The organism is Streptomyces sp. NBC_01142, assembly GCF_026341125.1.
Taxonomy (GTDB): domain Bacteria; phylum Actinomycetota; class Actinomycetes; order Streptomycetales; family Streptomycetaceae; genus Streptomyces.
Map to the genome: position 1 here is coordinate 1,958,419 of NZ_JAPEOR010000002.1, position 20,604 is coordinate 1,979,022.

At 71.4% G+C, this 20,604-nt stretch carries 18 protein-coding genes and 1 pseudogene; 4 read left to right on the forward strand and 15 right to left on the reverse strand.

Annotated features, from left to right (window positions below; all coding sequences use genetic code 11):
* Positions 1–77: 77 nt before the first annotated feature.
* From OG883_RS26310 to OG883_RS26365, 12 genes and pseudogenes are all read right to left on the reverse strand, one after another.
* Positions 78–1,094 (reverse strand): glycoside hydrolase family 6 protein, encoded by a 1,017-nt coding sequence (locus tag OG883_RS26310; protein WP_266545457.1) that lies wholly within the window; start codon positions 1,092–1,094, stop codon positions 78–80.
* A 435-nt stretch (positions 1,095–1,529) separates the two neighbouring features.
* Positions 1,530–2,201, reverse strand: a complete 672-nt coding sequence (locus OG883_RS26315; protein WP_266545459.1) for a class F sortase — start codon at positions 2,199–2,201, stop codon at positions 1,530–1,532.
* A gap of 1 nt (position 2,202) precedes the next feature.
* Positions 2,203–2,961: a hypothetical protein gene (locus OG883_RS26320; RefSeq protein ID WP_266545462.1), complete on the reverse strand. Its 759-nt coding sequence runs from the start codon at positions 2,959–2,961 to the stop codon at positions 2,203–2,205.
* 92 nt (positions 2,962–3,053) lie between these two features.
* On the reverse strand, positions 3,054–3,833 hold the full coding sequence (locus tag OG883_RS26325; protein WP_266545465.1) for an HAD-IIA family hydrolase: 780 nt from the start codon (positions 3,831–3,833) through the stop codon (positions 3,054–3,056).
* An 80-nt stretch (positions 3,834–3,913) separates the two neighbouring features.
* Positions 3,914–5,446, reverse strand: coding sequence for an alkaline phosphatase family protein (locus OG883_RS26330; RefSeq protein ID WP_266545468.1), 1,533 nt, complete (start codon positions 5,444–5,446; stop codon positions 3,914–3,916).
* 129 nt (positions 5,447–5,575) lie between these two features.
* Positions 5,576–6,634 carry a 2-aminoethylphosphonate ABC transporter substrate-binding protein gene (locus tag OG883_RS26335; RefSeq protein WP_266545470.1) on the reverse strand — a complete coding sequence of 353 codons (1,059 nt, stop codon included), beginning with the start codon at positions 6,632–6,634 and terminating at the stop codon, positions 5,576–5,578.
* A 15-nt stretch (positions 6,635–6,649) separates the two neighbouring features.
* A complete protein-coding gene (locus tag OG883_RS26340; protein ID WP_266545472.1) occupies positions 6,650–7,447 on the reverse strand; it encodes an ABC transporter permease in 798 nt (265 codons plus the stop codon).
* Positions 7,434–8,549, reverse strand: a complete 1,116-nt coding sequence (locus OG883_RS26345; protein ID WP_266545475.1) for a 2-aminoethylphosphonate ABC transporter permease subunit — start codon at positions 8,547–8,549, stop codon at positions 7,434–7,436. The genes OG883_RS26340 and OG883_RS26345 overlap by 14 nt, the downstream gene beginning before the upstream one ends.
* A 184-nt stretch (positions 8,550–8,733) precedes the next feature.
* Positions 8,734–9,844 (reverse strand): annotated as a pseudogene (locus OG883_RS26350) (ABC transporter ATP-binding protein).
* Positions 9,841–10,533 carry a phosphonatase-like hydrolase gene (locus OG883_RS26355; RefSeq protein ID WP_266545477.1) on the reverse strand — a complete coding sequence of 231 codons (693 nt, stop codon included), beginning with the start codon at positions 10,531–10,533 and terminating at the stop codon, positions 9,841–9,843. The pseudogene OG883_RS26350 and the gene OG883_RS26355 overlap by 4 nt, the downstream one beginning before the upstream one ends.
* Before the next feature lie 5 nt (positions 10,534–10,538).
* Positions 10,539–11,660 carry a TIGR03364 family FAD-dependent oxidoreductase gene (locus OG883_RS26360; protein WP_266545480.1) on the reverse strand — a complete coding sequence of 374 codons (1,122 nt, stop codon included), beginning with the start codon at positions 11,658–11,660 and terminating at the stop codon, positions 10,539–10,541.
* A 160-nt stretch (positions 11,661–11,820) separates the two neighbouring features.
* Positions 11,821–12,585, reverse strand: coding sequence for a GntR family transcriptional regulator (locus tag OG883_RS26365; protein WP_266545483.1), 765 nt, complete (start codon positions 12,583–12,585; stop codon positions 11,821–11,823).
* A gap of 279 nt (positions 12,586–12,864) precedes the next feature.
* On the opposite strand from OG883_RS26365, the gene OG883_RS26370 reads away from it, so the two are divergent.
* Together OG883_RS26370 and OG883_RS26375 are read left to right on the forward strand one after the other, a co-directional pair.
* Positions 12,865–14,064 carry an NAD(P)/FAD-dependent oxidoreductase gene (locus OG883_RS26370; protein ID WP_266545486.1) on the forward strand — a complete coding sequence of 400 codons (1,200 nt, stop codon included), beginning with the start codon at positions 12,865–12,867 and terminating at the stop codon, positions 14,062–14,064.
* 279 nt (positions 14,065–14,343) lie between these two features.
* On the forward strand, positions 14,344–15,240 hold the full coding sequence (locus OG883_RS26375; RefSeq protein WP_266545489.1) for an RNA polymerase sigma-70 factor: 897 nt from the start codon (positions 14,344–14,346) through the stop codon (positions 15,238–15,240).
* 152 nt (positions 15,241–15,392) lie between these two features.
* On the opposite strand, the gene OG883_RS26380 is transcribed toward OG883_RS26375, so the two are convergent.
* On the reverse strand, positions 15,393–16,559 hold the full coding sequence (locus OG883_RS26380; RefSeq protein ID WP_266545492.1) for a hypothetical protein: 1,167 nt from the start codon (positions 16,557–16,559) through the stop codon (positions 15,393–15,395).
* Between the two features lie 144 nt (positions 16,560–16,703).
* Entirely contained in the window at positions 16,704–17,882 is a 1,179-nt protein-coding gene (locus tag OG883_RS26385; protein WP_266545494.1) for an ROK family transcriptional regulator, read from the reverse strand.
* 55 nt (positions 17,883–17,937) lie between these two features.
* Between OG883_RS26385 and OG883_RS26390 the strand changes: the two genes are divergently transcribed.
* Positions 17,938–19,023: a Gfo/Idh/MocA family oxidoreductase gene (locus tag OG883_RS26390; protein WP_266545496.1), complete on the forward strand. Its 1,086-nt coding sequence runs from the start codon at positions 17,938–17,940 to the stop codon at positions 19,021–19,023.
* Positions 19,020–19,571: a heme-degrading domain-containing protein gene (locus OG883_RS26395; protein ID WP_266545499.1), complete on the forward strand. Its 552-nt coding sequence runs from the start codon at positions 19,020–19,022 to the stop codon at positions 19,569–19,571. The genes OG883_RS26390 and OG883_RS26395 overlap by 4 nt, the downstream gene beginning before the upstream one ends.
* A gap of 115 nt (positions 19,572–19,686) precedes the next feature.
* Here OG883_RS26395 and OG883_RS26400 read toward each other — a convergent pair whose 3' ends face one another.
* Positions 19,687–20,547, reverse strand: coding sequence for a fumarylacetoacetate hydrolase family protein (locus OG883_RS26400; protein ID WP_266545502.1), 861 nt, complete (start codon positions 20,545–20,547; stop codon positions 19,687–19,689).
* Positions 20,548–20,604: the final 57 nt, after the last annotated feature.

Sequence of the window (20,604 nt, forward strand, 5' to 3'; positions counted from 1 at the left end):
CTCCTCGAACGCCGGACGGCTGACATCAGCCCGTCCGGCGTTCGAGGTTCCGGGGCCCGCGAGGGCCCGGGGGCCGCCTACTTCGTGGCGCCGGCCAGACCGAGCGCGTACTCGGGCCACCACTCGCCTGCCCGCGGGCCGCCCCGGCACTCGCCGTCCGACTCACCGGGGCGCTTGACCCACAGATAGGCGTCCACCAGCGGATCGCCGGTCCTGGTCGTCGGCTCCTCGCCGAGCGCGCGGCCCGGCGGGTTGCACCAGTTCTCCTTCGGATCGCCGCCGGTGTACGGCCCGTTGCCGTTCCGGCTGGTGTCGATCACGAAGTGCTTGCCGCCGACCTTCGCCGAGAGCTTCTTGCCGAACTCCTTGCTCGCGGCGGTCGGGTAGAAGTTGGAGACATTGACGGAGAAGCCGTCCGCCTTGTCGATGCCGGCCCGCTTGAGCGGGTCGAAGAGTGCGTCGGGGTTGGACCAGCCCGCATTGCCCGCGTCCAGGTACACCTTGGTGTGGGGCTGCTGCTTCAACCGCTCGACCGCGCCCTTGAGGAGGTCGAAACGCTCCTCGTGGAACTCCTGGGGTGTGCAGGAGTCGACCAGGTGCAGCACCGCGTCCGGCTCCAGGATCACCGTGGCCCGCCGGTCGCCTATGCCCTTGGCGACGCTGTCGACCCAGTCACGGTAGGCGTTGCCGTCGGCCGCGCCGCCCTTGGAGAACTGTCCGCAGTCGCGGTGCGGGATGTTGTAGAGGACCAGCAGCGCGTCCCGGTCGGCCTTGGCGGCCGCCTCGGTGAAGCCCTTGGCCCCGGCCTCGGGATTGTCCGGGCCTATCCACTCACCGACGGGCTGCTCGGCGATCTTCTTGATCAGTCCGGCGTTCTTGTCGTCGCCGTCCTCCTGGTAGGAGGTGACCTGCTTGGCGGCGTTCCCGTCGGGGTTGACCCAGTACGGATCGTTCCCCTTGGGCTGCTGGCCCACCGCGGGCTTTTTGTCCTTGTCCCCGTCGTCGGAGGAGCAGCCCGCCATCAGCAGCACCGCCCCCGTCGCGGCGACTGCCACTCCTGCTCGGGCACGCCGGCTCAGCCAACTGCCGTACATCCACTCCCCCTTGGGTGCACTGTGCCCGAGTCCGCCCCCCAGGCACCTCTCCGGACAAGACCGGTCGAATCCATCCTGGCACACCGCCGCCGACGGCCACGAGTCCGTGCCGCCTTCCGACGCCGCGGGCGAGGAGCGGGTGGGAACCGAGGGCGACAGCGTGGCGACATGGGGTCATCCTTCCTCTAGGCCGGACCGGTCACCCCGCTCTACAGTGGCGGCAACGGCCCCGGCCCCCGGCCCGAGTTCCACCGGACCAACCCGAGCCTCCCGCGCCAACTCCGGGCTTCTCCCGCAGCCCGGACACCCGCGGTAGAGGACCGGCTCGGCCGGCGGCTCCGGGGGGAGCGCGTCGTCGGTCGAGTCAGGTTGGGCCCTCGACTCCCCCGGTTCGACTCCCCCGGATCCTCCGGATTCCGGGATGTCCTCTGCGGCTCACTTGTCGGCGACCCCGGTCAGATACGCCGACACCACCACGTTCGCGGTGTAGGTACGCGTCGCGCGGTCGTATGCGCCGCCGCAGGTGATCAGCCGCAGCTCCGCGCGTCCTTCCTCGCGCGGGCCGTAGACCTTCTCGGCGTCGAAGTGGCTCCGGTCGAAGACCTGGACATCGTCGATGGTGAACTCGGCGACCGAGCCGTCGGCCTTGGTCACGCGGACCTTCTCGCCGGGCCGGGCGGCGCTCAGACCGTAGAAGACGGCCGGTTTCGTCTTGGTGTCGACGTGGCCGACCATCAGGGCCGCACCCTTCGCACCCGGCAGGGCACCCTCGTCGTACCAGCCGACGCTCTGCGGCATTGCGTACGGAGGCGGGTCGATCGCGCCCGTGTCATCCAGTCCGCGGGGGACGACCGGGGCGGTGATGCCTATCGAGGGAATGTCCACGCGGTGCGGCGCGGCCACCGCCTCCAGCGGGTCGTGGGCGGGCGGCAGGGGCACGCCCAGGGGGCGGCCGACGGCCGCGACATCGCCCGTGGTGGGCGCGGAGTTGCCCGTGGGGCCTTCGGTGACCTCGCGGCCCCACATCCACAGGCCTACCAGCAGTACCGCCCAGGCCACTCCGGTGAACAGCCGGCCGGTACCGGCCGGGCGATCGGCGGAGGTCATGTCAATCAGCATCCGTCCGGCGGCGGCGCGCGCTGCGGAAGGCCACGGCGACCGCGGCCACACCCGCGAGAAGCAGGCCGATCACGGTGTGCGGGGTTCCTGGGCCCCGGTTCTCCTGCACCGCGTGCTCGGCGGCGAGAGAGGCGGTGCCACCACCGCCCGCCTGCACCGGGGCGACGGGGCTCGCGTGGTCCTGGTCGGCCGGCTGGGCCGCCTGGTCGTGCTCGTCCCGCGCCTCCGGCTCGGCATGCCCGGCCTGCCCGTCAGAGGGCGGCTTCAGCTCAGCCTGCCCGCCCTGCTCGTCGGAGGGCTTCTGCTCGTCCGGCCCGCCCTGCTCGGCCTGCCCGTCAGAGGGTTTCTGCTCGTCCGGGGAGCTGGGTTCGTCCGCCCCGTCCGGCTTCTTCTCGTCGACGACCCGGACCTTGCCCGACGCCGGGTGGTCACGGCCGTCGCAGGTGATGTCGAGGTCGTACGTGCCGACGACCATGGCCGTCTTGACGGTCGTGTCACCGAACAGCTGTTTGTCACCACCGTCCTGGCGCGACAGCTCGGCGGCCGCGACGAAGACCCGGGACTTCACGGCGCCCGTCGTGCCGGTACAGCCCGAGACGTGGACCTTCACGCTGCCCCCAGGGGCAACGGAGGACGGGACGACCTCGGCCTTGACGGAGTCATCGGCGTACGCGGCCGTGGCGGCGGGCGCCAGGACGAGTACGGTGGCCGCTCCTGCGGCACGGAGAGCAATCAAGCCTGAACGCATCGTGAACCTCCTGATAGAGAAAGATTCACGCGCGCCGGGCGTTTCCGCATCCGCAGGAGCGGTTCAGTCGGCCGTACGGGCCCCTGACGTGCTCAAATGCGATCGACGAGATCCGCAATCGAGTCGACGACCGTGGAGGGACGGAAGGGATACCGGTCGACCTGGTCGGGCCCGGTGAGCCCGGTGAGCACCAGAAACGTCTCCATACCCGCTTCCAGGCCCGCCAGCACGTCGGTGTCCATCCGGTCGCCGATCATCGCGCTGGTCTCGGAGTGGGCACCGATGGCGTTCAGCCCGGTCCGCATCATCAGCGGGTTCGGCTTGCCCGCGAAGTACGGGTCCCTGCCGGTCGCCTTGGTGATCAGCGCGGCGACGGAGCCGGTGGCGGGCAGCGGACCCTCGGCGGAGGGGCCCGTCTCGTCGGGGTTGGTGCAGATGAACCGCGCTCCGGCGTTGATCAGCCGGATCGCCTTGGTGAGAGCCTCGAAGCTGTACGTCCGGGTCTCACCGAGCACCACGTAGTCGGGGTCGTGGTCGGTCAGGACATAGCCGATGTCGTGCAGGGAGGTGGTCAGACCCGCCTCACCGATGACGTACGCCGTGCCGCCCGGACGCTGGTCGTCCAGGAACTGCGCGGTGGCCAGTGCCGAGGTCCAGATGTTCTCCACGGGCACGTCCAGCCCCATCCGGGCGAGCCGTGCGTGCAGATCGCGCGCGGTGTAGATGGAATTGTTGGTCAGCACCAGGAACGGCTTCCCGGTCTCCCGCAGCCTCTTGATGAAGGCGTCGGCGCCGGGGATCGGCACGCCCTCGTGGATCAGAACACCGTCCATGTCGGTGAGCCAGGATTCGATCGGCTTGCGCTCTGCCATCAGACGGGCTCCTGCCGTACGCAGCTGTGCTGGGGACGCCGGGGGCACGACTCTGTGCCGCCCCGGCGCCACCAGCCTAATCAGGAAGCGGTGACCTTGACCCCGTCGATCACCCAGTACCAGTGGTTGGAGCCCGTGTAGCGGAAGCGGAAGCTGACGCTGGAGGCCCCGGACGGGACGTTCACGGTGAGCAACTGGGGCTGGGAGATCACGTCGGAGGTGTAGCGCTTGACGAGAACTGGGGCGCCGCCGTTGAAGGAGGCGAACACCTCGGCGCTCTGGCTGCCCTCCTGGCGGTAGAAGGTGGTGAAGTCGAGCTGCGCCTTCGTCCGGCCGCCGACGCCGTACGCCGGGGTGACCAGCGTCGAGTCGTACGTACCGGAGAAGGCCCTGTCGGACCACTCGTCGGAGTCGGCGACCGCGAAGACGCCCCGCGAACGGATGTTGAGCTCACGGGACTGGTCGCGCTGGGTACGGCTCCAGAACTCGTCGGTGGCGAACGCCCAGCCGCGCCACTCGGTCACACCGCCGGTGCCCATGGCGTTGTTGATCACGGACCAGCCGCTGGGCGCGGTGTGGGTGAAGCCGAGGACCCCGGCCGGGATGCCGGTCTCGTCGACCCGCCCGCGGAGGGAGGACTGCAGGCTGTCGAAGGGGTCGGTGGAGCGCTGCTGGATCGGCTTGCCGTCCAGGCCCCAGGCGGGGTCGACGGCGACGCCGAGCTGCTGGAAGGCAGTGGCGGCGACATCAACGAGCCGGGTGTCGGCGGGCCGGGCGCCGGCGGCGATGCCGGGGCCCTGCGCGAGGACGAACGTACGCCGCTCCTCGATGGAGCTGCCGCCGTGGCCGCCCGCGTCGGCGTGCCCGTGGTCCGTGCTGACGATGACGGTCCAGCGCTCGGAGGCGTAGGAGGGCCGGGCCTTGATGGCGGCCAGGAAGCGTCCGACGTATCCGTCCTGGACGGCGATGGCGTCGAGGTACTTCTGGCCGGTGCCGGAGTGGTGGGCGACGGCGTCGGTGTTGCCGAGATAGACGAAGAGCACGTCCGGGTTCTGGGAGCGCAGGATCGACTCGGTCTCGTTCGCGATGGTCGCGTCATGGCCCGGGTAGCCGTCGCGGTCGCCGTCGAGGACGAGCTTGGCGTCGGCGCCGGTGACGGTGCCGTGGTCGTCGAGCGCCTTCCAGTCGACGGCGGCGTACATCGACAGGTCGGGCCGCACCTGGGCGAGACGGGCCAGGAAGCCGGGGTACTTGCCGTAGTTCTTGCCAGCGAAGGAGTTGTCCCTGACGCCGTGCTTGTCGGGCCAGACGCCGGTGGCGATGGTCGACCAGCCGGGACCCGAGGAGGTGGCGGCCATCGGGGGCGTGTACAGCAGGGAGAGTCCGTATGTCCCGTTCGTCATCAGCGACTTGAGATGCGGAGCGCTTGCCGCGTCGATTCTGTCGTGGCGCAGGCCGTCCATTCCGACGACCAGGACCTTGTCCTTGCTGGTGCCGTTGGGCAGGGTGGGGGCGGCCTGGGCGGGGGCCGCGAGGGCGCCGGTCGCGGTGACCGCGGCTGTCGCTGCGCCGGCGGCGAGCACGGTGCGTCGGGATATGCCGTTGATCGGCACGGGTTCCTCCGTCGGAGATCGGTGGAGTGTCGGCCTACGGCCAACTCCCCTGATTTTTCAGGGGAGTTGGTCCATACCCGTTATCCTTCCGCGACAGATCTCCGCGCAACAGGCTGCGGCAGTGAACTCTCAGCTGCCAGTCGCGGACTTCCACGCGTCGACGTACGACGGGAGGTTCTTGTCAATGTCCTGCCAGTCCGGCTCGAAGACGTCGACGCCGTCGATGAGCTTGGTGAGCTCGATGGCGTTCGCATCGGTGGCCTTGACGTCACTGCGGGCCGAGAATCCGCCGCCGACCGCGCTGACCTGCTTCTGTGCCTTCTCGCTGAGCAGGTAGTCGAGCAGCTTCCTGCCGTTCTCGGTGTGCGGGGCCTTGGTGACGAGCCCGGCGGCGTACGGCAGCGCAAAGGTGGTGGGCCTGCCACCGTCCTTCGCCGGGAACCAGATACCCAGGTTCGGCATGGACCGGGACTGCGCGAAGTTCATCTGTACGTCACCGTTGGCGACCAGGATCTCGCCCTTGTCGACCTTGGGCGCGAGCTTGGAGGTGGAGGAGGACGGGCCGACGTTGTTGTCCTGGAGCTTCTTCAGATACTCCATCGCCGGCTCCTTGCCGCCGAAGTCGTGCATGGCCTTGATGACGACGGCGGTGCCGTCGCCCGCGACGCCGGGCGTGGAGTACTGGAGCTTGTCCTTGTACCTGGAGTCGAGGAGCTCTTCCCAGGTGGTGGGAGCCTCCGTGAGCTCCTTCTTGTTGTAGATGAAGCCGAAGTAGTTGTTGACGACGGAAGTCCATTTGCCGTCGGTGGACTTGTCGCCACCGTTGACCTTGTCGGCGCCCTTGGGGACGTACGCCTGGAGCAGGCCCTTGGAGTCGGCCTGCTGGATGAAGGGCGGCAGGGTGACGAGGACATCGGCCTGGGTGTTGGCCTTCTCGCGGGCGGCGCGCTGCACCATCTCGCCGGAGCCGCCCTCCACGTACTTCACCTTGATGCCGGTCTCCTTCTCGAAGTCCTTGAACACCTGGTCGTACCAGCCGTCGCCCTTCTCGCCCTTGAGGCCGTCGGCGCTGTAGACGGTGACGACGTTCTCGTCGGAGGCGGCGGAGGAGCCGCCGCAGGCGGTGAGGGAGGCGGTGAGGGCGAGACTGCCGGTGACGGCGGCGATCGGCTTGAGGTGGCTTCGCATGACGTTGTGTATCTCCTAGCGGAACGAGGCTCTGGTACGGATACGGGAGACGGCGAGGAGCACGAGCAGCGTCGTGCCCATCAGGACGACCGCGACGGCCGACCCGGTGAAGAGGGACCCGCGGTCGGTGGCGGTGAAGATCTGCACCGGCAGCGGCATCCAGTCCGGCGGGTAGAGCATCATCGTGGCGCTCAACTCGCCCATGGACAGGGCGAAGCAGAGCCCTGCCGCCGCGTTGAGGGACGGCAGCAGAAGCGGGAGCTTCACTCGGAGCAGTACGTACGAGGGTCGGGCGCCGAGGCTCGCCGCCGCCTGCTCGTACATCGGGTCGAGGCGCATGATGGCCGCCGCGACCGACTGGTGGGCGAACGCCGTGACAAGAACGGTGTGCGCGAGGATCACGATCCAGCGCGTGCCGTTGAGCAGCATCGGCGGCTGGGAGAACGCGACCAGGATGGCGAGGCCGACGACGACGGAGGGGACGGCGACCGGCAGCATGAACAGCGCGTCGACGGCGCGGCGCCCGCGCCGGGTGAGGGCGGAGGCCGCGAGCGCCGCCCAGCTGCCGACGGTGAGCGCGAGCAGGCTGGCGGTGACGGCGGTGACCAGGCTGGTGGTCAGGGCCTGGAGGGACTCTCCGCGTACGGCCGCGCCGTAGTGCTCGGTGGTCGGCCCGGAGGGGAACGCGCCGGACCAGTTCGTCGAGAAGGACGCGGCGACGATGACGAGGAGCGGCACCGCGAACAGCGGCAGGAAGAGGGCGAAGAAGAGGGCCCAGGTGGCCCAGCGGCCCTTCTTGCTATGCACCAGCACGACGGCTCACCACCCGGTAGAGGCTGTAAAGGCCGACGGAGATCGCGATGTTGACGACCGCGACGACGCAGGCGGCAGGGTAGTCGGACTCGAGGATCGCCTTGCTGTAGACGAGCATCGGCAGGGTCGTGACGCCCTTCGCCCCGGTGAACAGGACGATGCCGAACTCGTTGAGGCACATGACGAGCACCAGACTCCCGCCGGCCGCGAGGGCGGGCAGTGCCTCGGGCAGAATCACCCGCCGCACGATCCGCGCGGGCCTGGCCCCGAGCGAGGAGGCGACCTCCAGCTGCGCGGTGTCCAGCTGTGAGAAGGCGGCGAGCAGCGGGCGCATCACGAAGGGCGTGAAGTAGGTGATCTCCGCGAGGAGTACGCCCCAGGGGGTGGTGAGGAAGTGGAAGGGGCCTTCGGCCGCGCCGGTGAGGTCGCTCCAGAGGCCGTTGGCCATGCCGACGGTGCCGTAGAGGAAGAGCAGCGCGAGCGTGATGAGGAAGGAGGGAAAGGAGAGGAAGACGTCGATGAACTTCGAGACCGCTCTGCCGCCGGGGAACGGTACGAAGGCGATGATCAGGGCGAGGGCGAAGCCGAGTACGAGACACCCGACGGTCGCCCCGACCGCGAGCCAGACGGTGGTGACGAGGGCGTCCCGGAAGGCGGTGGACGCAAAGACGTCGGCGTACGCACCGGGTGCGAGGGACTCCTGCACGACGAGCCCGAGGGGATAGAGGAAGACGACCCCGAGCACGGCGACGGGTGGCAGGGCCCAGACGAAGCGGGGTACGCGGCGACGGGGCTTCCCGCGCGCGGGGGTGTGAGGGCCGCGCCCGGCACGGGGCGATGCGCCGTCCGGCCGACCCGCGGCGCGATCGGTGTGAGGGCCGCGCCCGGCACGGGGCGATGCGCCCTCCGGCAGGCCCGCGGCGCGATCGGCGGGCACGCCCGCGTGCCGGTCTCCGGCTTGCCGCACCCCGCCGGGCATGGGACGCCCGCCGCGCTGCCCGTCGGCCTCCGGCCGGCCCGGCCCGTCCGCGGCGCCCGCAGACACCGACAGCGGACTGCCCACCACCGGTGACCGCACGGCCGACCCGTCACCCGCGGACATTCCAACCTCCGGCCGGTCCCGCCCGTCTGCGACGCTCGCGGACGCCGACAGCGACGGCGACGGCGCGGGACCCACCACCGCAGGACCCGCACCCGACCCGCCCTGCGCACACGTCGTGCCGGTGGGAACCCCCGCCCCGGAGGCCGGGCGCAGCCCACCGCGGTCCGCGGGCGACGGCGTCGCGCTAGCCATCGGACACCCCCGGCCCCGAAACCGCACCGGCCCCCGGACCCGGACCCGGGCCCGCACCCGCGGGAAGCAGCACCGCGTCCTCCGGCGCGAAGTGCAGCGTCACCTCGTCGCCCAGCGACGGAGTCTCCCGCAGCTCCCGCAGGTCCGCCTTGAGGCGGTGGCCCGCCACGTCGACGTACAGCCGGTGGGTGGACCCCCGCCACTGGACCTCGGCGAGCGTGCCGCGCAGGGCGTTGGGCCCTTCGCCGAGTCCGACCAGGTGCGGGCGTATGCACAGGGTCGCCGTCGCCCCGGCCGAGGCCTCGCCGACAGTCACCCCGAGGTCCGTCCCGGCGAAGGACACCGACCCGGCGCCCACCGTGACCGGCAGCAGATTCGCGTTCCCCACGAACGACGCCGTGAACTCCGTACGCGGCCGCCGGTACAGCTCCTGCGGTGTCCCGCAGTCCCGCAGCCGCGCCCTGTCCATGACCGCGATCCGGTCCGCGAGTGTGAGCGCCTCGACCTGGTCGTGCGTGACATACAGGATCGAGACGTCCGGCAACTCCCGGTGCAGCCGCGCCAGTTCCGCCAGCATCCCGGAGCGCAGCTGCGCATCCAGCGCGGAGAGCGGCTCGTCCAGCAGCAGCACCCCCGGGCGGATCGCCAGCGCCCGCGCGATGGCGACCCGCTGCTGCTGCCCTCCGGACAGTTCGCGCGGATAGCGCTTCGCGTACGCCGCCATGCCCGTCAGCTCGAGCGCCTCGGCGACCCGGCCGGTTATCTCGCCCTTGGGCGCCTTCTGCGCCTTGAGGCCGAAGGCGACGTTGTCCTTGACGCGCATGTGCGGGAAGAGGGCGTACTGCTGCACGACCATGCCGATGCCGCGCCGGTGCGGAGGCAGCCCGGTGACGTCCCGCTCGCCGATGAACACCCGCCCGGCAACGGGCTGCACAAAGCCGGCGACGGCACGCAGCGCGGTGGTCTTCCCCGACCCCGAGGGCCCCAGCAGCGCCATGACTTCGCCCGGTTCGACGGTGAGGTCGAGCGAGTCGAGCGCTGTGGTCCCGCCGCGCCCCCCCGTACGAGACCGAGACGTTCTCGAAGCGGATGCCGCCGGTCATCGGGCCGCCCCGGCGAGGAGCCCGGGCAACTCGGCGACCGAGGCGAGGATGTCACTCGCCCCCGCCCGCCGCAGCGCGGCCTCGTCGTGGGCGCCGGTGAGCACCCCGGCGACGATGCCCGCTCCGGAACGTACGCCGCTGAGCATGTCGTACGACGTGTCGCCCGCGACCGCGATGTCCCGGACGCCGTCCACCGCCCCCGTACGCAGGAAGGCGGCGAGGACCATGTCGGGGTAGGGCCGCCCGCGACCGCCCGCGTCGGCCGGACACAGGGTCAGACCGACCAGGTCCTGCCAGCCCAGGGCCCTCAGGATCGCGTCCTGTGTGGTGCGGGCGAAGCCGGTGGTCAGCACGACGGTCCGGCCCTGGTCCGCCAGCTCCTCGATGGCCTCGCGGGCGCCGGGAACCGGGGCGATGCGTCCGCCGTCGACCAGCTCCCCGTACGCCTCCTCGAACGCGATGTTCGCGGCCCGGGCACGGCCCTCGTCCCCGAACAGATGCCGGAAGACGGAGATCTTCGACTCGCCCATGGTGGCGCGGACGTGGTCGAGCATGCCGGGCATCGACTCCGGCTCGGCGCCCAGCCGTTCCGCGGCCGTGGCGAAGGCCTGCTCGACCAGTCCCCCGTCGGCGACGGTCGTACCGGCCATGTCCAGTACGACGAGGTTGCTGCGGTTCGTCGTCGTCATTGCTGTCACCAGCCCAGTTCGTTCGCGGTCGTCTCGGCAATGGCGGGCGAGCAGGTCATGCCGCGCCCGCCCGGCCCGGTCACCAGCCACACCCCGTCGCGCACCTGCTGCCGGTGCACCACGCGGCTCGTGTCGGTGCACTGCGCGTACACCCCGGCCCAGCGGCGGCGGATCCTCGGCAGCGGCCTGCCGAGGAAGGACTCGACGACCTCGATGAGGTGCTCGTACGGGTCCTCGAGGGTGTCGAAGGCGAAGGGGTGCTCGTACTCGTGGGTGTCGCCGATGGTCAGTCCGCCGTCGAGCCGCTGCACCATCAGCAGCTGCATCTTGTGCGCGGCGGCGGTCGGCGTCTGGGCCTGCCCGGCGCTCAGGGCGTCCAGCGCCTCGCTCGCGTACGCCGGGTAGTAGCGGAAGCTGTCGGCGTCGGCGACGGAGGTGGTGAGCGGCTCGCCGAGCGGGTCGGTCTGCATCATCTGGAGGCGGACGCGGCGTACGGGCAGGTCGGGGGCGAGCTCGCGTACGAGACCGGAGAGCGACGCGCCCGTACAGAGGACGACGGCGTCGCCGGTGTGCACCTCGCCGTGGTCGTCGCGGACGGATCCTTCACCGATGACGTCGCGGACCTCGCGGCCGCCGAGGTAGGTGTACCGGCCGGAGGCCAGCAGGGCCTGTTTCAGGGCGAGTTGGGCGGGCCGCGGCTCGACGGCGGCGTCGCGCTCGCACCACAGCGCCCCCTCGAACTTCCCGCGCAGGGCGGGGTTGATCCGGCGGGCCTCGCCCGCGGTGACCAGCTGGTAGCCGCGGGCCGCCGCGTCGGGGCGGGCCACGGCCGCCTCGGCGACGGCGAGCTCGAGGTCGTTACGTACGGGGGTGAGCGAGCCGATCGCCCGGAAGCCGAGTCCGGGCACCCGCTCCCCGATGGACTCCCACAGCTCGCGGGCGCGCAGTGCGGTCTCCAGCTCCTCTCCTCCGGCGCGGCCGCTGACCCATATCTGGCCGAAGTTGCGCAGGCTGGCGCCCCGGGCCTCGGTCTCGCGCTCGATGTGTACGACCTCGTGGCCGCGTTCCACTGCGTGCCAGGCGTGCATGGTTCCCACCACGCCGGCTCCTACGACGATGACTCTCACGGCGGCAACGCTCGTGGGGGGCGGTGACCCGGACGGATCCGGACGGCAACGGGAGGGTGAACGGGCACCCAAGGTTGGACCAGACCCGTTATCTTCTCGTTATCTTCTTGCTCTGTCCGGCTTCGCTGTACGCCAGGGACTCAGCCCCCGGCTCGGCCCCTCACGCCCCGGCGCCCAGATGCGTCGTGAAGCTGAAGCGGTCGCCGCGGTAGAGGGTGCGCACCCGCTCCAGCGGCTTGCCTGCCGTGTCCCGCGAGACACGGTGGATCAGCAGCATCGGCAGGGCCGGCGGCGCGCCGATCAGCAGCGCCTCACGCGGCGTCGCGAGTACCGTCTCGATCCGCTCGTCCGCGTCGCCGAAGGAGATTCCGAGGCGCTCACGCAGATAGGAGTAGAAGGACGAGTCGGGGTCGAAGTCGGCGTCCAGGTCCGGCACTCGGGCGACGGCGACGTACGTACTCTCCAGGCCGACCCGCTCGTCGTCCGCGAGCAGCACCCGCTCCATGTGCCAGACGGGGTCGCCGCGCTCCGTCCCGATCTCGGCGGCCAGCGCGGCCGAGCAGGGGAACCGGTCGAGCGTGATCAGGCTGCGGCCCGGCCTGCGCCCCTGGCGGCGTACGCCTTCGGTGTAGCTGGCGAGCGAGAGGGGCTGCTCCAGTTTGGGGCCGGCGACGACCGTGCCGCGGCCCTGGCGGCGGAGCCGGCCCTCCAGCAGGAGTTCACGCAGCGCCTGGCGCACGGTCTCGCGCGAGACTTCGTACCGTACGGCGAGATCGCGCTCGGTCGGCAGCAGTCCCCCCTCGCCCAACTCCTCTGTCAGGAGCGAGATATGGGCCTTGACGGCGTAGTACTTGGGGATGCGTCCATGCTCCGGGATGCCGGAGCGGACAGGGGCGCCGGGCGCCTGGTCGTTCGGGTAGTCCACCAAGGGATGCTCGCAGACGGATATGAACGTTCGGCGTCGCCCACGAGCGTTCGGACGAGGTGAGGTGCGTTGAGCGCGGGCGCCGCCGGGCCTTCGTGTTCGCCCCGCACCCCCGCCCCCTGGGGTGGCGCGCATCCCCGGAGCCTCAGCTCCGACCGTGCGGACTCCGCGTGCCGGGCCCACGAGCCCACGCCTGTGGAGTGACCTGCCTCACAGGCTGTCACAACAATCGATCACGCGGTGTCTTGAGGTCGAGCCCCTGGAACCGAAGGAGACACCATGACCGAGAACACCGATGTGGTCGTGATCGGCGGCGGATACGCCGGCGTCATGGCGGCCAATCGTCTGACGCAGCGCGGCGACGTGACAGTGACGCTGATCAACCCGCGCCCGACCTTCGTCGAGCGGATCCGCCTGCACCAATTGGTGGGTGGGTCCCACGACGCGGTCGTCGCCTACCGCAAAGTCCTGGGCAAGGGCATCCGGCTGGTGGTCGACACCGTGGCACGGATCGACGCGACCGAGCGCAGCGTGACGTTGGCGACCGGCGGCACGGTCGGCTACGACTACCTGATCTACGCAGTGGGCAGTGGCAGCGCCGACCCGCGCGTGCCCGGAGCGGCCGAGTTCGCCTACCCGATTGCCACTCTGGAGGAGGCGCAGCGGCTGCGGCCGGTCGTCGACGCCGCACCTGCAACAGCCGCGGTGACGGTTGTCGGAGCCGGTCCGACCGGCATCGAGACCGCCGCCGAGCTGGCGGAGGAGGGCCGCACCGTGACCCTGGTCTGCGGCGAGGTGCTCGGCCCGTATCTGCATCCCCGGGGTCGACGCTCGGTTGCCCAGCGGCTGGCCGCACTCGGTGTGACCGTGCTCGAAGGCCCCGACGCGAAGGTGACGGCTGTGACTCGCGACAGCGTGCAGCTCAGTGGCGGCCGCAAGCTGCCGAGCAAGGTGACCATCTGGACCGCCGGATTCGGCGTGCCGGACCTGGCCGCGCGCAGCGGGCTGAGCACCGACGCCTTGGGCCGCCTGCTCACGGACGAGACGCTGACGAGCGTGGACGACGAACGCATCGTCGCGGCCGGGGATTCGGCGGCGCCGTCGGACCTGCCGTTCCGGATGAGCTGCCAGGCCGCGGTTCAGCTGGGCCCGCAGGCCGCCGAGACAGTGCTCAGCCGGATCGCCGGTGAGCAACCCGCCCCCATCGAGGTGGGGTTCGTCAGCCAGTGCATCAGCCTGGGTCGTCGCTCCGGCATCCTTCAGTTCGCCGGCAAGGACGACACCGCCAAGAGGTACTACCTCGGCGGCCGCCCGAGCGCGAAGCTCAAGGAGTTCATTTGCAAGGCCACCGTCTGGCAGCTGGCGTACGAGGCACGCAAGCCCGGTGCGCGCACCTGGTGGACCAAGGATGACAAGCGCCGGCAACTGCTGCAGGCCAAGCGCGGGGAGGCGCCGGCCACCGCTGAACAAGCAGCCTAGCCAGGCATTCGTGGTCGGTGCGGTCGACTGTCACCTATCAACGGATCTGGACTGCATGACGTGCGGCGACGCCCTTGTACGCCCTTGTTGGGGGGCGCCGCCTCACGCATGCGTTCATGCTTGGCGTGTCACAGCCGTGCGCCGGGTGGTGTCCTACTCTCGATCGCACCGGACAGGTGGGTCGGATCGAACGGCCGCCAACGAAAAGGACCTTGCTGTGGATGCACGCTCGAAGGCCTTCGGCAACCAGGGCCGGCCGCGAAGGAGAGGGGTCGGGATATGAGCGACCACACCACTGACCCGGCGACCGAGACTTTCGTCGCCCACCGCAACCTGCTCTTCACCGTCGCCTACGAGATGCTCGGATCGGCGGCCGACGCCGAGGACGTCCTCCAGGAGACCTGGCTGCGGTGGGTCAAGGTCGACCTGGGACAGGTGAGCGACCAGCGCGCCTACCTGGTCCGGATCACAACCCGCCAGTCGCTCAACCGGCTGCGCACGATGTCGCGCCGCAAGGAGGCCTACGTCGGCCCCTGGCTGCCCGAGCCGCTGCTCACCGCGCCGGACGTGGCCCAGGACGTCGAGCTCGCCGAGAGCGTGTCGATGGCGGTCATGCTCGTCCTGGAGACGCTGTCGCCCACCGAGCGCGCCGTTTTCGTGCTGCGCGAGGTCTTCGACGTCGGCTACGACGAGATCGCGGCCGCCGTCGACAAGAGCCCCGCGGCCGTCCGCCAGATCGCGCACCGCGCCCGCCGGCACGTCGATGCCCGCCGCCCTCGCCAGGTGGTCTCCGCGAGCGAGACCCGGGCGGCTCTGGCTTCGTTCCAGCGCGCGCTCGACAGCGGAGACCTGCAGGGCCTCCTCGACGTGCTCGCCCCGGAGGTCGTTCTGATGAGCGACGGCGGCGGCATCAAGCAGGCCGCGCCGCGGCCGATCACCGGTGCCTGGAAGGTGGCCCGCTTCATGATCGGTGGTCTCGGCAAGAACGAACTCCCGATCACCGTCGGCCCCGCCATGGTCAACGGCAACCCGGCACTCCTCGTACACCTGGACGGCGAGATCGACGGCATCATGGCGATCCGCGTCGAGGACGCCCGCATCACCGGCCTCTACTACGTCCGCAACCCCGAGAAGCTGTTGCGCGTCGAATCCGAGACCCCGCTCACCCTGCGATGAATACCGGTGGCGGAACAGCCACCCGGTATCAGGTGGAACGCCGAGGTGGCGCGCGGCGGCGGGTGTGGTGACAGCACCCGACTCAGGGGCGCGGGTGCTTGTCATCGTTGCCTGAGGCTGTGACGTGTACCAACGGACGATAAGGAACCCGCTCAGCGTCGCGCGGCGCGGAAGCGGCGGGCCGCCAGTGCCAGGCCCCCGCAGCACAGAAGGACGGCGCCGGCACCGACGGCGAGGCGGAGCACGGAGTCCATACCCGTCGTGGCGAGCTCGTCGGGCTCGTCGAGGGCATCGAGTTCGCCGATCCCGTCGAGCTCGTCGAGGTCGCCGGCCCCGTCGGGGGCGGTGGCGGATCCGGAACCGTCCTCCTCCTTCTTCTTCTTCTCGCGCTCCGCTTCGACGACGTCGAAGCGGTAGTCGCCGGACTCCCCGACCCATTCGCCGTCGTCGCCCTTCCGCTGGACGATCGCGGCGTTGACGGTGACCGCGTTGGGCGGGGTGTCGGCGGCGAGCGCGAGCCGGACGTCGACGGTGAGCGACTTGCGGGCCGGGACGGCGAAGCCGGAGAACCCGACGCCGTCGAGAACCCCGACGACCTCCTCCTCGGCGGTCGTCTCGATGACGACGGGAAGCCAGCGGTCCGTGTCCTCGTCGCGGAACTCCAACTGGATCCGGGGCGCGGTGAGTCCCTTGTCGCGCCCGGTGAAGACGATCACCGGGTGGATGTTGCTGCAGGTCTCGTCGGTGGTGTTGGTGAGGTCCACGGACCACTGGCGGGAGTCGCCGCCGGGGTGCTGGACGGCGGGGCCGCCGTGGATGCGAGTGGCGATGGGGAAGTCGGGGTCGGAGGCCTTGCCACAGGTGGGCTGCCGGTCCTCGGGCGTCCGGGGCCCGGGACGGGCCCCGGCGGACGGCGTGGCGACGGGCACGGGCACAGGCACAGGCCCGGCGATGCTGTCGGCGGGCTGCCCGGCGGGGAGCTGCCCCGCGGACAGCACCCAAGGCTGCCCGGCGATGCTGCCGGCGACAGGCCCGGAGGCGGGCCGCCCCGCGGACTGTCCGGCGACGTTGCCGACGATCGGCCCGGCAGCGACCTGTCCGGCGACCTGTCCGGCGAGCTGCCCGGCGGACTGTCCGGCGATCGGCCCCGCGGGCCGCCCCGCGTGCGACTCCCCGTACGGCCCCGCAGGCCGCCCCGCGATGCTGTCGGCTCCGGCGCGCGCGGTCACGGCGGTGGCCATCGCGGCCGGACCGGTCAGCGCCACGGTCACGATCGTGGCCGCGGTGGTGCCGATGGCGAGGGCATTGCGCAGTCGCATGGGTGGCCTTTGCTGCTCGCGTACCACCGGGGGATCACCCGGCTGTGAGCCGAGACCCTGCCACGCGCGCGTGCCCGGAGCTGCGCGCCACGAGCCCATACGGCCGAACAGTGCGACAACTCCGCCCTATCAGCCTATTTTCTGTCATATACGACCAGCGGGGAACGCCACCTCGGCCCGCCCGAACAGGGGGGCGAGGACCAGCTGGCCCGCCCCCTCGGCGACGACGCAGGGGCCGCCTCCGGCCGGGAGCACCGGAATCCGGGCGCGCTCGGTGAGGGCAGCGCCCACTCCCCGTCCGCGCTCGGCGAGGGCGGCTCCCACTCCCCGTACGAACGACTCCTCGGCCGCGGCGACGACACGGCCACCGAGCAGCACCCGGTCGATGTCGAGGAGCTCGACGAGGTTCGCGGCGCCGGCGCCGAGGACCCGCGCGGCCAGGGCGAGGTCGCCGCGGGCGACGGCGGCGAGGCAGAGCGCCTCGATACAGCCGCGATTGCCGCAGCTGCACTCGGGCCCGTCCAGCTGGATGACCTGGTGCCCGAACTCCCCCGCTCCGGTGCGGGCGCCGCGGTAGAGCGCCCCGCCGAGGACAAGGCCGGCGCCGAGCCCCGTACCGAGGTGGAGATACGCGAAGGAGCCGCCGGGCCCGCGCAGGGCGAGCCCGAGGGTGGCGGCGTTGGTGTCCTTGTCGAGCACGACGGGCAGCCCGAGGCGAGCGGCGAGCGCGTCACGCAGGGGAAACCCGGCCCACTGCGGAAACCCGGTCACGCGCTGCGGCACACCCCTGAGGTGATCGAGCGGCCCGGGCATGGCGACCCCGACGCCGAGCACGCGCCCAGGGACGGCGGAGTCGGCCGCGGCCGGGAAGGGACGGGTGCGGGGAGAGGGGTCCCCGTCCGCTGCCAGCAGCGCCTCCACCTCCCGCGCCGCCGCCTCCACGACCACTTCCGCTCCCGCGCCCAGGTCCAGGGGCACCGTGCGGGACGCGACCCGCGTGCCCGCCAGGTCCAGCAGGGCCGCCGTCAGTTCGTCGCGGTCCAGATGCAGCCCCACCGCGTGGCCGGCCGCGGGGACCATGCGCAGTACGGTGCGCGGCTTGCCGCCGGTGGACGCGCGGCGGCCCGCCTCCTCCGCCAGGCCCTCCTCGCGCAGCCGCGCGGTGATCTTGCTGACCGCCTGCGGGGTGAGCCCGGTGCGCTCGGCGAGCTCGAGCCTGCTGATGCCGCCCTCACCTGCCGCACGCAGCAGATCGAGCACCAGCGCCGCATTGTGGCTGCGCAGCGCCAGCAGGTTCACACCGCTTCTGTCCGTCCTGTTCACCAGGCCATTGTCTCCCCCGCTTGCACTTTGGCAACAGCGTTGCTTAAGTGGAGGCATGACAGGCACCGGCCGCCCCCACCGCGTCGCGCTCGTCGGCTACGGCCTGGCGGGCTCCGTCTTCCACGCCCCGCTGATCGCCGCCACCGAAGGCCTCGCCCTCGACACGGTCGTCACCTCCAGCCCGGAGCGACAGGAGCAGGCCCGCGCCGCCTTCCCGGACGTACGTTTCGCGGGCTCGCCCGACGAGCTGTGGGAGCGTGCGGATGATCTCGATCTGGTCGTGATCGCGTCCCCGAACAAGACGCACGTCCCGATCGCGACCGCCGCCCTCAAGGCCGGCCTCGCGGTCGTCGTGGACAAGCCGATCGCCGGCACCGCCGCCGAGGCGCGTGAACTCGCCGCCCTCGCCGAGGAGCGCGGACTGCTCCTCTCCGTCTTCCAGAACCGTCGCTGGGACAACGACTTCCTCACCCTCCAGAAGCTCATCGCGGACGGCGAGCTCGGCGACGTACAGCGCTTCGAGTCCCGTTTCGAGCGGTGGCGCCCGCAGCTCAAGGGCGGCTGGCGCGAGTCGGGCGACCCGCAGGAGATCGGCGGCCTGCTGTACGACCTGGGCAGCCATGTCGTCGACCAGGCGCTGGCCCTCTTCGGCCCGGTCGTGCGGGTGTACGCCGAGGCCGATGTCCGCCGCCCCGGCGCCGAGACCGACGACGACACCTTCATCGCCCTCACCCACGCGAACGGCGTCCGCTCACATCTGTACATGAGCGCCGTCACCGCCCAGCTCGGCCCGCGCTTCCGGGTCCTCGGCTCGGTCGCGGGATACGTCAAGCACGGCCTGGACCCCCAGGAGGCGGACCTGCGCGAGGGCAAGCGCCCGCAGCCCGGGGCGGAGTGGGGCGTGGAGCCCGAGTCGCTGTGGGGCACGCTCGGCGCGGGAGAGTCGCCGCTGACCGGCGGCGGACGCCCGGTCGAGACCCTGCCGGGCGACTACCCGGCGTACTACGCGGGCATCGCCACCGCCCTGCGCGAGAACACCGCCCCGCCTGTCACCGCCCTTGAGGCGGCCGCCGCGCTGGACGTGCTGGAGGCCGCGCACCGCTCCGCCCGCGAGGGCGTCACCGTGGAGGTCTCCGCATGACCACTGCAGGCCACGGCCCCGTACCCGTACCCGTACCCGCGTCCACCCCCGGCCCCGCACCCACGCCGGAGACCGCACCCGCGCCCGCACCGCTCTCCGTCGACGAGCTCGTCGCCCAGGAACGCCGGCTGACGCTGCGCACGTTCACGTACGACGACGCCTGGGCGCTCGGCAGCATGCTGGTCGAAATGGCCCATCTGCGCCACGCGCCCGTCGCGATCGACATCCACCGCGGTACGCAGCAGGTCTTCCACTGCGCGCTGGCGGGATCGAGCGCCGACAACGACGCCTGGATCGACCGCAAGCGCCGTGTCGTCGAGCGGTACGGCGAGAGCTCGTTCCTCGTCGGCACGCGGCACCGCGCCAAGGGCACGACGTTCGAGGAGTCCTCGCGTCTCGACCCGGACACGTACGCGGCGCACGGCGGCTCGTTCCCGATCACGGTCGACGGCGTGGGCGTCGTCGGCTCGGTCACGGTCTCCGGCCTGCCGCAGGCCGAGGACCACGCCATGGTGGTGGAGGCCCTGGAGCGCTTCATCGCCACCTGAGACCGGGGCCGCAGGGGCAACCCCCGTACCCCTGCGGCCCCTTCCCGCCGCATCCCGCTGCCGTCCCCCCGGCACGGGATGCGGCACCCCCCCTCACGGTCGCCCGCAGGGGCGGCTACGCGTCCTTGAGCTCCTGACGCTGGCGGCCCAGCCCGTCGATCTCCAGCTCCACCACGTCACCGGCCCGCAGATACGGCTTCGGCTCCGGCCGCCCCATCGCCACACCCGCCGGCGTACCGGTGTTGATGACGTCTCCGGGGTACAGCGTCATGAACTGGCTGACGTACCGGACGACCTCCGCCACCGGGAAGATCTGGTCCGCCGTCGTGCCGTTCTGCTTGAGCTCGCCGTTGACCCAGAGCCTGAGCGAGAGCGCCTGCGGGTCGGCCACCTCGTCCGCCGTCACCAGCCACGGCCCCAGCGGGTTGAACGTCTCGCAGTTCTTGCCCTTGTCCCAGGTACCGCCGCGCTCGATCTGGAACTCGCGCTCCGAGACGTCGTGGGAGACGGCGTAGCCCGCGACGTACGACAGCGGGTCCTCGTCGTCCTCCACATAGCGGGCCGTACGTCCGACGACCACCGCGAGCTCGACCTCCCAGTCGGTCTTGCGGCTGCGGCGCGGTACGAGCACGGTGTCGTGCGGGCCGACGACCGTGTCGGCGGCCTTGAAGAAGACGACCGGCTCGGCCGGAGTCACCGCGCCGGTCTCGGCGGCGTGGTCGTGGTAGTTCAGCCCGATGCACACGACCTTGCCGATACGGGCGAGCGGCGGCCCGACCCGGAGCCCGGCGGCATCCAGCACGGGCAGCTCGCCGGCGACGGCCGCGGCCCGTATCCGGGCGAGGGCGGACGCGTCGGCGAGCAGCTCCCCGTCGATGTCCGTGGCAAGGCCGGACAGGTCCCGCAGGGTCGTCCCGTCCTGGTCGAGCAGGGCCGGGCGCTCGGCGCCGGCCGTACCGACTCGCAGCAGTTTCATGGTCAGTCTCCCCTTGTCGAGTGCGAGCCCGGCCGATGGGAGCGGCCATCGGGAGCA